The sequence below is a fragment of the Synechococcus sp. R55.3 genome (genome assembly GCF_047461975.1).
Lineage (GTDB): Bacteria > Cyanobacteriota > Cyanobacteriia > Thermostichales > Thermostichaceae > Thermostichus.
In genome coordinates this window covers 14,944-29,057 of sequence record NZ_JANSIG010000030.1, presented here as the reverse complement: position 1 = coordinate 29,057, position 14,114 = coordinate 14,944, and the positions used below count along the sequence as shown (strand labels likewise).

Sequence of the window (14,114 nt, the reverse complement as noted above, 5' to 3'; positions counted from 1 at the left end):
AGGAAGAGACTAAAATCCTGCCGTCAAGCGAATGGGGCATCAGAAACCCCATCCGCCTATGCGGTGGGGTAGTTCATGATAGCCCAATCTGCCGGCGGGATCCCTATCCGGTAAGATAAAACCAGAAGCAATTCCCAAGCCATGGAGGTTTCCTTGAGGGAGGGATCCGCGATGTCTGTTGCTTGGCTGGCTTCGGTTCTGGCGAGGCGGTCTTGGCTGAGCCGTTTCCTGCGGGGGATGGTGCTTTGCGGGCTGATACTCTGCCTGGGGGTTACTCCGCTGGGATCCCCGGCCCAGGCAGAGGACTACACCAAACGAGATCTGCAGGGGGTGAGCTTTGCAGGGCAAGACCTGAGCGGCTGGAAGTTTCTCAAGGCCAACCTGCGCCAAAGCGATCTCAGCCACGTGAAGGCGGCAGGGGCAAACCTATTCGGGGCCAATCTCAGCAAAGCCAACTTGCGCGGGGCCGACCTGCGGGGGGCCACTTTGGACATGGCCAACTTACAGGGTGCGGATCTGCGAGAAGCGCAACTGCAGGACAGCATGATGTGGCTGGCCCGAGTCGAAGGGATCCAAATTGATGGGGCGGATTTCACCAATGCGTTGATACGGCAAGACGCCCTCTCCATCCTTTGCGAACGGGCCACCGGCGTTAACCCTGTAACCGGTCGGGCCACCCGCGACACTCTTGAATGTGACTGATCCTCACCCCCGGCTCTTCTCCCAGAGGGAGAGGGGAGATAGGCAGCAGAACCCATCGCCTCACTGCCCTCTGGAATCCGGATTTTAGGAGCTGGGAGCGGCTGCCTCAGAACGGGTGGGCTTGCGTTGAAACTGGCTGAGCAGCGAATTCCAGGCCAAGCGGGCCATCGACAACAGCCAATTGCCCTCCAACTCCCTAAACAAGTCCATGTTCAGCTTGAAGGCATAATTGGCCTCTGCCACAATGCGGTCGATGGTGGCTTGATCCAGCCCCAATGCATCCATCTGGGCACGGTAGCGCTGCTTGAACTTGCCCTCGTGGGGGATCTGCTCGAAATCGTAAAAAGCTGTTCCTTCCCCTGGCGGCAAGCCCATGGCCCGGCGGGCGATGTTTTTGAGGATTTGACCGCCCGACAAGTCACCGATGTAGCGGGTATAGGCGTGGGCGATCAGGAGAAGTGGATCTTTTTCCACCACTTCTCGGATGCGGTTGACATAGACCTGGCAGGCAGGGGAGGGCTTGACCACAGCGCGCCAATTGGGGCCGATAAAATAATTCAAGTCCTTCTCCAGGCTGGTCTTGCGCCACAGCTCCGGGTAGTAGAACCGGCCCACCAGCGGGTGCTCTCGCAGTTGGGCAAAGCCCTCTTCCAGAGCACTGTAGACAAAGTAGAAATTGCCCACGTAGCGGCTGTAGGCCCGCTTATCCACCACTCCCTTCAGGAAACACTTGATAAACACCATGTTCTCGGCCATGGTGTGGGACTGCTTGGTGCCCTCCCGCAACTGGGCCGACAAGCTGTGGTCCCGGTTATACAGATCACTTCTTTTATTCTGATTGTTCTGACTTTGACTCACAAAACCCTCCTCGCCAACAAACTGTGCTTCATTAGATCACCCGCAGATCACCCGCAAGCCATCCCGAGGTTCCCCCAGCCTGAGAAGCTTTGTAAACCCATTCCTAACCCCTTCTCATGATTGTTGTTGATGGCTCCGCCACAGCCTGCATCAACAGCGTGCATCTCAAAAGCGACGCAAACCGGCGCCAAGTCCACTCTGTCGACCGGCTGAGCCTGTCAGAGCCACCCCTCCGATCCCCAAGGTTGACCAGAAATCCGAGCTGGAGCAGCGGATGATCCGCAAAAACGGTTAAAGATTAGAATAATCTGCTTGAGTGTGAATGGATGTGAACAATCCTTAAGGCATGGCGGAAACCGCCCCTGCCCCGGCAGCCAAAAGGGGATCCCAAGCGGTTTTGCCGAGATTTTCCAGGTGCGCCCCCACGGGATCCGGACAGTCCCTCGACCTTTGTAACGTTCGTTGACGATCGTTGGCGGGGTTTCTATAATGGAAGGCCTGACTGCAGCGCGACCCCTCCCGAGCAACGCATGACACAATTAGCAGTGCAATCCCCTGTCGCTCCTACCTTTCCTGACCTGGTGGAGATTCAGCGGGAGAGTTTCTTGTGGTTTTTGCGAGAAGGGTTTGAAGAGGAGCTTCTCAGCTTTTCCCCCATCATCGATTACACTGGTAAGCTGGAGCTGCACTTCCTGCCTGAATATCGCCCTGGGGATCCCTCCAAAGGGTACAAGATCAACCGCCCCCGCTACGACCCCGAGGAGGCCAAGCGGCGGGATGCCACCTATCAAGCGCAGATCCGGGTGCCCACTCGCCTGATCAACAAAGAGACCGGCGAGATCAAAGACATGGACGTCTTCATCGGCGAACTGCCCTTGATGACGGATCGGGGCACCTTCATCATCAACGGCGCCGAGCGGGTGATCGTCAACCAAATTGTGCGCAGCCCCGGCGTCTATTACAAGTCGGAGCTGGACAAAAACGGGCGTCGTACCTACAGCGCCAGCCTCATCCCCAACCGTGGTGCCTGGCTGAAGTTCGAGACCGACAAAAACGGCCTGGTGTGGGTGCGCATCGACAAAACCCGCAAGCTCTCGGCGGCAGTTCTGCTGAAAGCCTTGGGCCTGAGCGACTCCGAGATTTACGACAACCTGCGCCACCCCGAATTCTTCCAGAAAACCATGGAGAAAGAGGGGCCCTACACCGAAGAAGAAGCCCTAATGGAGCTGTACCGCAAGTTGCGGCCCGGGGAACCCCCCACCGTATCGGGTGGCCAGCAGTTGCTGGAATCCCGCTTCTTCGACCCCAAACGCTACGATCTGGGCCGGGTAGGGCGCTACAAGCTGAACAAAAAGTTAAACCTCAACGTAGCGGAAAATGTGCGGGTGCTTACCGTCCCCGACATCTTGGCCGTCATCGACTACCTGATCAACTTGGAGTACGACATCGGCCATGTGGACGACATCGACCACCTGGGCAATCGCCGCGTGCGTTCTGTGGGTGAGCTGCTGCAAAACCAGGTGCGGGTGGGCCTAAATCGCCTGGAGCGGATCATCCGAGAACGGATGACGGTCTCCGAGTCGGAAAACCTCACCCCGGCCTCTTTGGTCAACCCCAAACCCTTGGTGGCGGCTATTAAAGAGTTCTTCGGCTCCAGCCAGCTCTCCCAGTTCATGGATCAGACCAATCCTCTGGCGGAGCTGACCCACAAGCGGCGGCTATCTGCCCTGGGCCCCGGCGGCCTGAGTCGGGAACGGGCCGGCTTTGCCGTGCGGGACATCCACCCCAGCCACTACGGGCGCATCTGCCCCATCGAAACCCCAGAAGGCCCCAACGCCGGGTTGATCGGATCCCTGGCCACCCACGCCCGCGTCAACCAGTACGGCTTTATCGAAAGCCCCTATTACCGGGTCGAGAACGGCGTGGTGCGCAAAGATCTGGGCATGGTCTACCTCACTGCCGATGAAGAGGACGAGTACCGCGTAGCCCCTGGGGATGTGCCGGTGGATGCCGAAGGCCGCATCACTGCCGATTTGGTGCCGGTGCGCTACCGCCAAGAGTTCACCACCGCCCACCCCACAGAAGTGCACTACGTCCAAGTGGCGCCGGTGCAGGTCATCTCGGTGGCCACCTCCTTGATCCCCTTCCTGGAGCACGATGACGCCAACCGTGCCTTGATGGGAGCAAACATGCAGCGGCAGGCGGTGCCCCTGCTCAAGCCGGATCGGCCCTATGTGGGCACTGGCCTGGAAGCCCAGGCGGCACGGGACTCCGGCATGGTGGTGGTGTCGCGCACCAATGGCGTGGTGACCTACGTTTCCGCCGACGAAATCGTGGTTCGGCCAGACGACGGCGGGGATCCAATTGTCTATCGCCTGCAGAAATACCAGCGCTCCAACCAAGACACCTGCCTCAACCAGCGTCCCCTTGTCTATACGGGGGATCGGGTGGTGGCTGGCCAGGTGCTGGCGGATGGCCCGGCGACCGAAGGGGGCGAGTTGGCTTTGGGCCAAAACGTGTTGGTGGCCTACATGCCCTGGGAGGGCTACAACTACGAAGATGCCATCTTGATCAGCGAGCGGCTGGTCTACGACGATGTCTTTACCTCGGTACACATCGAGAAGCACGAGATCGAGGCCCGGCAAACCAAACTGGGCCCTGAGGAGATTACCCGCGAAATCCCCAACGTGGGGGAAGATGCCCTGCGGGACCTGGATGAGAACGGCATTGTGCGCATTGGGGCTTGGGTGGAGGCCGGCGACATTTTGGTGGGCAAAGTCACCCCCAAAGGGGAGTCGGATCAGCCCCCAGAAGAGCGGCTATTGCGGGCCATTTTCGGGGAAAAGGCTCGGGATGTGCGGGACAACTCGCTGCGGGTGCCCAACGGCGAGCGCGGTCGGGTGGTGGATGTACGCATCTTTACCCGCGAACAGGGGGATGAGCTGCCTCCCGGCGCCAACATGGTGGTGCGGGTCTACATTGCCCTCAAGCGCAAAATCCAGGTGGGGGACAAGATCGCGGGCCGTCACGGCAACAAAGGCATCATCTCCCGCATCTTGCCGATTGAGGACATGCCCTACCTAGCGGACGGCACACCGGTGGATGTGGTGCTCAACCCCTTGGGGGTGCCTTCCCGGATGAACGTGGGCCAAGTGTACGAGTGCCTGCTGGGCTGGGCAGCAGAACATCTGGGGGTGCGCTTCAAGCTGATGCCCTTTGATGAGATGCACGGTTTAGAAGCCTCCCGTCTGACGGTGGAGGCCAAGCTGAGGGAAGCCCGAGAGAAGACCGGCAAGGACTGGATCTTCAACCCGGAAGGCAAGTACTGCGGCAAAATCCAGGTGTTTGACGGTCGCACCGGGGAGCCCTTCGACCAGCCCGTTACGGTGGGCCGCGCCTACATGCTGAAGCTGGTGCACTTGGTGGACGACAAGATCCACGCTCGCTCCACCGGCCCCTATTCTTTGGTGACCCAGCAACCGCTGGGGGGCAAGGCGCAGCAGGGCGGCCAGCGCTTTGGGGAGATGGAGGTGTGGGCTTTGGAGGCGTTTGGGGCGGCCTACATCCTGCAGGAGCTGCTCACCGTCAAGTCCGACGACATGGTGGGGCGCAACGAGGCTCTCAACGCTATCGTCAAGGGCAAGCCCATCCCTCGACCCGGCACGCCGGAGTCCTTCAAGGTGCTGGTGCGGGAGCTGCAGTCCCTCTGCCTGGATGTGTCGGTACACAAGGTGGAGGTGGACAGCGAAGGGCAAACCCACGATGTGGAAGTGGATCTGATGGCCGATACCTCCAACCGTCATACTCCCTCTCGACCCACTTATGAATCGGTTACGTCTGAGGATCTCTCGCCATCACCAGCCTTTACCAGAGTGCTCCGCACCGCTGACGCGAATGCCAGCCGTAGCCGTGAGGAAGATGAGGACGGAGAAGAGGAAGATGACTTTTGAGTGTTGAGAGGGCTCCGTGCCGCTGACGCGAACGCGACGGGGATCCCATTCAGCCCGCGAAGGAGGGCGGGGTTTGCCTTTCCTTTGGGTTTAGGTGCCAGGGCAGCAAGTCAGGAGGAGAATGGCGATGGCCAAAACAGAGCAACGCTTTGACTACGTCAAAATTGGCTTGGCTTCTCCAGAGCGGATCATGGAGTGGGGCCAGCGCACCCTGCCCAATGGTCAAGTGGTGGGGGAAGTCACCAAGCCTGAGACCATCAATTACCGCACCCTCAAGCCGGAGATGGATGGTCTCTTTTGCGAGCGCATCTTTGGGCCGGCCAAAGACTGGGAATGCCACTGCGGCAAGTACAAGCGGGTACGGCATCGGGGGATCGTCTGCGAGCGCTGTGGGGTGGAGGTAACCGAGTCGCGGGTGCGCCGCCACCGCATGGGCTACATCAAGTTGGCTGCCCCCGTCACCCATGTTTGGTATTTGAAAGGGATCCCCAGCCACATCGCCACCCTGTTGGATATGCCGCTGCGGGATGTGGAGCAGGTGGTATACTTCAACGCCTACGTAGTGGTAGATCCGGGCAATGCCCAGAATCTCTCCTACAAACAACTGCTGACGGAGGATCAATTCCTCGAGATCGAAGATCAGATGTACGAGGAGGGATCCGAACTGCAACTGCCGGAGAACTGGGCGATGATCGGGGCGGAGGCCATCGAGCGCCTGCTCAAGGATATCGACCTGGAAAAAGAGGCGGAGCAACTGCGGGAGGAGATCACCACTGCTCGCGGCCAAAAGCGGGCACGCCTGATCAAGCGGCTGCGGGTGATCGACAACTTCATTGCCACCGGATCCCGTCCGGAGTGGATGGTGTTGCGGGTGCTGCCGGTGATCCCGCCGGATTTGCGCCCCATGGTGCAGTTGGATGGGGGCCGCTTTGCCACCAGCGACCTCAACGATCTCTACCGTCGTGTGATCAACCGCAACAACCGTCTGGCCCGGCTGCAGGAGATCATGGCGCCGGAGATCATTGTGCGCAACGAAAAGCGCATGCTCCAGGAGGCGGTGGACGCGCTGATCGACAACGGTCGGCGGGGGCGCGTAGTGGCGGGGGCCAACAACCGTCCCCTCAAGTCCCTCTCCGACATCATCGAGGGCAAACAGGGGCGCTTCCGGCAAAACCTGTTGGGCAAACGGGTGGACTACTCCGGGCGTTCGGTGATCGTGGTGGGGCCCAACCTGCGCATGCACCAGTGTGGCCTGCCCAAAGAGATGGCCATCGAGCTGTTCCAGCCCTTTGTCATCCACAAATTGATCAAGCGGGGCATTGTCAACAACATCAAGGCTGCCAAAAAGATGATCCAGAGCAATGACCCACAGATTTGGGATGTGCTGGAAGAGGTGATCGACGGCCACCCCGTCTTGCTCAACCGTGCCCCCACCCTGCACCGCCTGGGGATCCAAGCTTTTGAGCCAATCCTGGTGGAGGGAAGGGCGATTCAACTTCACCCCTTGGTCTGCCCTGCTTTCAACGCCGACTTCGACGGCGACCAGATGGCTGTGCATGTGCCCCTTTCTCTGGAAGCTCAGGCGGAAGCTCGCCTGCTGATGCTGGCCACCAACAACATCCTCTCCCCTGCCACTGGCGCCCCTATCATCACCCCCAGCCAAGATATGGTGCTGGGATGCTACTACCTGACGGCAGATAACCCCCACCAGCCCGATCTTGGCGATCGTTTCTTTGCCAGCTTGGAAGATGCTCTCATCGCCTACGACCGCGGTGCTATCGGCCTGCACAGCAAGGTCTGGGTGCGCTACCACGGCCCGATGGAGTTGGGCAAGGGCGAAAAAGAGTCCGAGCCGCAAATCATCGAAGAACCGGGCGGCATTCGCCTCAAGATCACCAACTACCGCCGTATCCGCGAGGATCAAGACGGCAACGTGATCAGCCAGTACATTCGCACCACGCCGGGCCGGATCATTTTTAACAAGACCGTGCAAGATATTTTGTCTGCGTAGTTCATCCTCTGCCGTAGGACGGCTCTTCTCTCCCCTCTCTCCTCTTCTCTCTAGCGAGGCATCATGAGCGAAAAAGGACGATTTTCCGCTGGCCTGGCGCGGCAGGCTGCCGACGGTAACAAAGCCGACACCCCCTTGCCCCCTGTGCCCTTTCGCAACTATCAAATTGGCAAAAAAGAGCTGCGCAACCTAATTGCTTGGTCTTTTGCCCGCTACGGCACGGCCCGCACTGCTCAGATGGCGGATGCTCTGAAGACCCTGGGCTTCAAATACGCCACCCAGGCAGCCGTCTCCATCAGCGTTGAAGACCTGCGCGTTCCCCCCAGCAAGCGGCAGTTGTTGGCACAAGCGGAAGCCGAGATCGAGGCGGCCACCGAGCGCTATACCCGTGGAGAAATCACAGAGGTGGAGCGCTACCAAAAGGTGATCGACACCTGGAACCAGATCAACGACCAGATCAAAGAGGAGATGCTCAACAACTTCCGGCAGAACGATCCCCTCAACTCCGTTTACATGATGGCCAACTCGGGGGCAAGGGGGAACGTCTCCCAGGTGCGCCAGTTGGTGGGCATGCGCGGCCTGATGGCCAACCCCCAGGGCGAGATCATCGATTTGCCCATCAAAACCAATTTCCGCGAGGGCCTGACCGTTACCGAATACATCATCTCTTCCTATGGGGCCCGCAAGGGTTTAGTGGATACGGCCCTGCGCACCGCCGACTCCGGCTACCTCACCCGCCGTTTGGTGGACGTGTCTCAGGATGTGATCGTGCGGGAATCCGACTGCGGCACCGACCAGGGCATTCTCCTGGAATACCTGATGGATGGGGACAAGGTGGTGGTGTCTTTGGAGGAGCGCTTGGTGGGCCGAGTGCTGGCGCGCGACGTGGTGCACCCAGAAACCCAGGTGGTGCTTGCCCGTCGCAACCAAGAGGTGGATCACGACCTGGCCAAGACGATTGTGGAGGCCGGCATCCGGCAGGTGATGGTGCGTTCTCCCCTCACCTGTGAGGCCAACCGCTCCGTGTGCCGGATGTGCTACGGCTGGAGCTTGGCCCATTCCCGCTTGGTGGATCTGGGGGAAGCGGTCGGGATCATCGCCGCCCAATCGATTGGGGAGCCGGGCACCCAGTTGACGATGCGCACCTTCCACACGGGAGGCGTGTTTACAGGGGAGGTGGCTCGCCAAATTCGCGCCCCCTTTGCCGGCGTCGTGCGCTTCCCGAAAAACCTGCGCACCCGCCCCTTCCGTACCCGCCACGGCGACGATGCCCTGCAGGTGGAAGTGAACAACCAAATCATCTTGGAAGGCCCAGACGGGCAACGGGAGTCCTTCGACATGACCCAGGGATCCACCCTGCTGGTGCGGGACGGAGCCCAGGTGCAGCGGGACCAGTTGATCGCGGAGGTATCCCTGGCCAAGGCCAGCCGCAAGAGCACTGAGAAAGCCCAGAAAGAGGTGGTGGCCGATCTGGCCGGAGAAATTCGCTTTGCCGATCTGCCCATCGAGGAGAAGACCGACCGCCAGGGCAACACCACCTACACCGCTCAGCGGCAGGGGTTGATCTGGGTGATGTCTGGACAGGTGTACAATCTGCCGCCGGGGGCCGCAACAGTGGTGCAAAACGGGGATCGGGTAGAAGCGGGGGATGTGATCGCCGAGACCTTGCTGGTGACGGAGCATGGGGGCATTGTGCGGCTGCCGGAGCGCAGCGACACCAAAAGCGGGCGCGAGGTGGAGATCATCAACGCTTCCGTGGTGTTGCGGGAAGCACGGGTACGGGTGGAATCCCACCAGGGGCGGGAGCAGTTTTTGCTGGACACTTCTAGTGGGCAGACCTTCGTCCTCAAGGCCACTCCGGGCACCAAAGTAGGCAACGACGAGGTGGTGGCGGAGCTGATCGACAACCACTTCCGCAGCCAGACCGGAGGCTTGGTGAAGTTCGCCGGCATTGAGGTGGCACGACGCGGCAAGGCCAAGCAAGGCTACGAAGTCATCCAGGGCGGCACCCTGCTGTGGATCCCGGAAGAGACCCACGAGGTGAACAAAGACATCTCCCTGCTGAACGTGGACGACGGCCAGTATGTGGAAGCGGGCACCGAGGTAGTGAAAGACATCTTTTGCCAGAATGCTGGCGTTGTCGAGGTTATCCAGAAGAACGACATCCTGCGGGAGATCGTCATCAAGCCGGGATCCCTGCATCTGGTGGACAACCCCGCCGACTTGGAAGTGAAAAGTGGCACCCTGATCCAGCCCGGGCAACAGGTGCTCAGCAGCATTGTTCCCGACCAACTGGTCTACTTGGAACAGGTGGAAACTCCTGAAGGCCCAGGCTTGCTGCTGCGTCCGGTGCAGGAGTACGAGATCCCCGACCGGCCCTTGGTGCCCACTCAAGAGTCCACCAGCGAGTCTGGCCGCTCCATTCGCCTGCGGGCGGTGCAGCGCGTTCCCTTCAAAGATGGGGAGCGGGTGAAGTCAGTAGGCCCTGTAGAACTCCTACGCACCCAACTGGTGCTGGAGATCGATACCGACGCCCCACAACTGAAGGCCGATATCGAGCTAATCCAAGACGAGAAGGATCCCGACATTCGCCGCCTGCAACTGGTGATTCTGGAAACCCTGCTGCTGCGCCGCGATGTGGAGGCAGATCTGACACAGGGGAGCACCCACACTCGGCTGTTGGTGAGCGAAGGAGACTCCATCTCCAGGGGAGGTGTTATTGCCCGAACCGAAATCCAAGCCAAAAAGGCTGGGATCGTCCAAGGGATCCGCCAGGGAGCGGAAGTGGTGCGGCGGGTGCTGGTGATTACCGACGACGATCTGGTGCAGGTGCCCCTGACAGGTTCAGCCAGCGTGGCGGTAGGGGCGCTGGTGCGGGCCGGAGATGAGCTGGCGCCTGGGATCCCTTCTCCACAGTCGGGACAGGTAATGCAGATAACGGACGGCCAAGTGGTGTTGCGGATAGCGCGGCCCTACTTGGTTTCTGCGGGTGCCATTCTGCAGGTACGAGATGGCGATCTGGTGCAGCGGGGGGATTCCCTGGCCCTCCTGGTGTTTGAGCGGGCCAAGACGGGGGACATCATCCAGGGTCTGCCGCGGATTGAGGAGCTGCTGGAGGCCCGCAAGCCCAAGGAAATGTGTGTTCTGGCCAAGCGGCCCGGCACCGTTCAACTGAGCTGGCGGGGAGAGGAGCCGGATTTGAAGGTCATCGAAGCCGATGGCACCGTTAGAGACTATCCTGTGCTGCCGGGGCAAAGCTTGATGGTGGTGGACGGACAGCCGGTGGGGGTGGGGGATCCCCTTACCGATGGCCCTGCCAACCCTCACGACCTCTTGGAGATCTACTACGAGTACCATCGCCAAACCTTGGGAGATGACCAAGCCGCGCGGTTGGCTTTGCGGGAGGTGCAGCGCTTCTTCGTGAACGAAGTGCAGAACGTCTACCGCTCCCAGGGGGTGGAGATCTCCGACAAACACATCGAGATCGTGGTGCGCCAGATGACCTCGAAGGTGCGGGTGGATGATGGCGGCGACACCATCCTGCTGCCGGGCGAGCTGGTGGAGTTGCGGGAAATCCAGCAGACCAACGCCACCATGGCCATTACCGGAGGGGCGCCGGCCAAATATACGCCCGTCCTGCTGGGGATCACCAAGGCCAGCTTGAACACCGACAGCTTCATCTCGGCGGCCAGCTTCCAGGAAACCACCCGCGTGCTTACAGAGGCGGCCATCGAGGGCAAATCCGACTGGCTGCGCGGGTTGAAAGAAAACGTGATTATCGGGCGCCTGATCCCCGCCGGCACGGGCTTCACCACCTACGAGGAGATCACCCCCGAACCGGAGCCTGACGAAGAGGAAGAAGAGCCTGCAGTGTTGCCGGAGCTGCCGCCTCGTTTGATCTTGGAAGACGATCAGTTGATCGACGATTCCACCCCTGCCTTCGACGAGCTGGAGGAGGATGACGACGACGAGGAGGAGTAGGGCGCTGGGGATCCAGGAGTGGGCCACTTTGCAAGCTGAAATCGTCAGTTGCTGCCGCTGTCCCCGCTTGGTGGCTTGGCGAGAGGCAGTCGCCCTTCAGAAGGTGGCCCGTTTTCGGGAGCAGTCCTACTGGGGCAAGCCCGTTCCGGGATTTGGGGATCCGCAGGCGCGGCTGTGGGTGATCGGGTTGGCACCGGCAGCTCATGGGGGCAACCGCACCGGGCGGGTGTTTACCGGGGATCCCAGTGGGGACTGGCTGTTTCGCGCCTTGTACCGAGCTGGCTTTGCCAATCAGCCCACCTCTACCCACCGAGAGGATGGCCTGCATCTGCAGGATTGCTACATCTCAGCCGTGGTGCGCTGCGCTCCCCCAGACAATCGCCCCACCGTCACAGAAGCCAAGGCCTGCCTGAGCTACCTGAAACAAGAGCTGGAGCTGCTAACCCAGGTGCGGGTGATCCTGACGTTGGGGCATTTTGCCTTCCAACACGCTCTGATGCTCTTGTCGCCTCTCAGGCCCCGCCCCCGCTTTGGCCACAATTGCGTTATTCCTTTGGCAGAGGGTCGCTATTTGCTGGCGTCTTACCATCCCAGCCGGCGCAACACCGCCACACGGCTGCTGACGGAGCCGATGTTGGATGCCGTTTTCGCGCAGGCCCAGCAGTTGCTGCCTTTATATGCCGGCCCGACCGGGTGAGCATTAGGCGGGTTGCCAAGATTCGAGGCGATAGGCACTGTCCCAAAACAGCCATTCCAACCGGGAGGCAGTGACAAAAGCTGCCCTCATCTTTTCCCGCAGCGGCTCTGTAGCCTGCTGAGCGACGGAGTCGGTGATGTCCAAAGCCTGCTGCACCACTTGGGCAAATTCTTCCCCGGCGTAGGTGTCGATCCACTGTTGGTAGGGATTGTCGGGCTGTGCGGTGCGATAGATGGCGGATCCCACCTCTCGGTAGATCCAAAAGCAGGGCAGCACAGCGGCAATGGCCACCTCATAGGGATCCACAGCCGCCGCAGCCAACAAAAAACGGGTATAGGCGAAGCAGGCAGGGGCATAGGCTGTTTCGGGTTGAATGTCGTAGAGGCGAAAATAGCTTTCGTGCAGGCTGCGTTCGGCCACAATGGCTCCCAGGGCAAAGTTCAAGAAACTCACCACCTGCTCAGCCCCTTCGGAACGAGCTCCAATCAAGGCCAGGGCGCGGGCAAAGTCGGTGAGATAAAGAGCATCCTGCTGCAAGTAAAACTGGAACCGCTGCCGCGATAGGCTGCCCGCTGCCAACTCTCGGTTGAAGGGGTGATCGAGGATTTGCTTGTAGATGGGCTGAATGGCTTGCCAAAGGTGGGCAGTAAAGGACTGGGGCATGGCGACCGTCTCTTGGTGTTTGGTCTTCAGGTTTCGTCCAGGTTCAGTCGATTGGTGATTGACCTGACCAGGGCCAGCACCTCTGCTGGGGCTGAGGCTTTCTTCATTTTGAATCTCAATTAGGCTTCGGGCATGAGGGGGCGGAACCCATGCTTGCGAGAAAGCTGCCCGATCAGATCCAATTTCTCAAGGGTGATCAAATTGCGGCCCCAACTGAAATTGGTGTGCAGCCCCTCAAACTCCAGTAGCATGGACTCGGCAAAGCAGGCGAAAAGCTGACGGGCCGGGTTGGCCACATTCAAAAACTGCATGATGTTCCATTCAATGTCCAAAGAGTGCTCCACCATCCCCCCGTCAATGACGTAGAGCCCCTTCCGATGCAAGCTGGAGGCGATGTTCTTCGGGTAGCCACCGTCGATGATGACACAGGGATCCGGCAACACTTGTGGATCGAGAACCATGCCTTGGCTCATGCTGGCCACCCAAACGATAAAGTCGGCGCGGGGCAGGGCCTCTTCCAGCGAACAGATCTCCCCCTGCTTGAGGTTGGCCTGCAATTCCTCTAGGCGCCGCCGCTCTCGAGCTATGAGCAACAACTTGCCCAAGTGAGTGCGGGCCACCAACCATTGACAAATGGCGCTGCCGATATCTCCGGTCGCCCCCACCACCGCAACCGTAGCGGCTGCCAAGTCCATGGCGTAGCGCCGGGCCGCCAACTGTAGCTGCTGGCAGATGATGTAGGCGGTGTGGGTATTGCCGGTGGTAAAGCGTTGGATCTCCAAGTCGATGTTGCGGACTCGCCGGAGACTGTCGAGGCGAAAAGTCTCGAAAATGATGCTGCTGAATCCCCCCAAAGCCGTAATGTTCAAGCCGCGCCGCTGGGCCAGAGCCATCGCATTCAACACTTTCCGACAGGCGGCCTTTACCCGTCCCCCCGCCAACATTTCCGGCAAGAAACAGGATTCGACGTACTGCCCATGGATCTTTTGGCCGGTAATGCTGGTCACTGTGATCTCGTCCACCACCTGAGGGGGAGCCATGCACCAGAACTCCAGGTCGCTCTCCGCATATTCGGAATAACCCAGCTTGTCTGCCACCCGCTTCGCATGGGCCAGGCTGGTCAAGTGCCCAATCAGGCCGAACATAAAGGTTTACCCGCTTGGATAACTGATGGATCCCATCAAAACATGTCCATACCCGCCTGTAGCCAGCCTAGAACTGCAGTCCGCCGGCAGAGGATGAATGCTGAGGT

At 60.0% G+C, this 14,114-nt stretch carries 8 protein-coding genes; 5 read left to right on the top strand and 3 right to left on the bottom strand.

Going from position 1 to position 14,114, the window contains the following annotated elements; all coding sequences use genetic code 11:
• The first annotated feature begins 171 nt into the window (after positions 1–171).
• Positions 172–702, top strand: a complete 531-nt coding sequence (locus NW849_RS06695) for a pentapeptide repeat-containing protein (protein ID WP_414356737.1) — start codon at positions 172–174, stop codon at positions 700–702.
• An 84-nt stretch (positions 703–786) separates the two neighbouring features.
• On the opposite strand, the gene NW849_RS06690 is transcribed toward NW849_RS06695, so the two are convergent.
• Positions 787–1,500, bottom strand: coding sequence for a heme oxygenase (biliverdin-producing) (locus tag NW849_RS06690; RefSeq protein WP_414356736.1), 714 nt, complete (start codon positions 1,498–1,500; stop codon positions 787–789).
• A 590-nt stretch (positions 1,501–2,090) separates the two neighbouring features.
• On the opposite strand from NW849_RS06690, the gene rpoB reads away from it, so the two are divergent.
• The 4 genes from rpoB (at position 2,091) to NW849_RS06670 (ending at position 12,199) form a co-directional block, all read left to right on the top strand.
• Positions 2,091–5,510, top strand: a complete 3,420-nt coding sequence (rpoB, locus tag NW849_RS06685) for a DNA-directed RNA polymerase subunit beta (protein WP_414356735.1) — start codon at positions 2,091–2,093, stop codon at positions 5,508–5,510.
• A gap of 127 nt (positions 5,511–5,637) precedes the next feature.
• Positions 5,638–7,521: a DNA-directed RNA polymerase subunit gamma gene (locus NW849_RS06680; RefSeq protein ID WP_414356733.1), complete on the top strand. Its 1,884-nt coding sequence runs from the start codon at positions 5,638–5,640 to the stop codon at positions 7,519–7,521.
• A 63-nt stretch (positions 7,522–7,584) separates the two neighbouring features.
• The gene (locus NW849_RS06675; protein WP_414356732.1) at positions 7,585–11,502 is read left to right on the top strand and encodes a DNA-directed RNA polymerase subunit beta'; all 3,918 of its coding nucleotides are present in this window, start codon (positions 7,585–7,587) and stop codon (positions 11,500–11,502) included.
• Positions 11,480–12,199 (top strand): uracil-DNA glycosylase, encoded by a 720-nt coding sequence (locus tag NW849_RS06670; RefSeq protein WP_414356730.1) that lies wholly within the window; start codon positions 11,480–11,482, stop codon positions 12,197–12,199. Before NW849_RS06675 ends, NW849_RS06670 begins: the two co-directional genes overlap by 23 nt.
• Before the next feature lie 3 nt (positions 12,200–12,202).
• Here the strand turns inward: NW849_RS06670 and tenA are convergent, their stop codons facing one another.
• Entirely contained in the window at positions 12,203–12,862 is a 660-nt protein-coding gene (gene tenA, locus NW849_RS06665) for a thiaminase II (protein ID WP_011434003.1), read from the bottom strand.
• Between the two features lie 119 nt (positions 12,863–12,981).
• Positions 12,982–14,007, bottom strand: a complete 1,026-nt coding sequence (locus tag NW849_RS06660) for a long-chain acyl-[acyl-carrier-protein] reductase (RefSeq protein ID WP_414356729.1) — start codon at positions 14,005–14,007, stop codon at positions 12,982–12,984.
• Between the last annotated feature and the right edge of the window lie 107 nt (positions 14,008–14,114).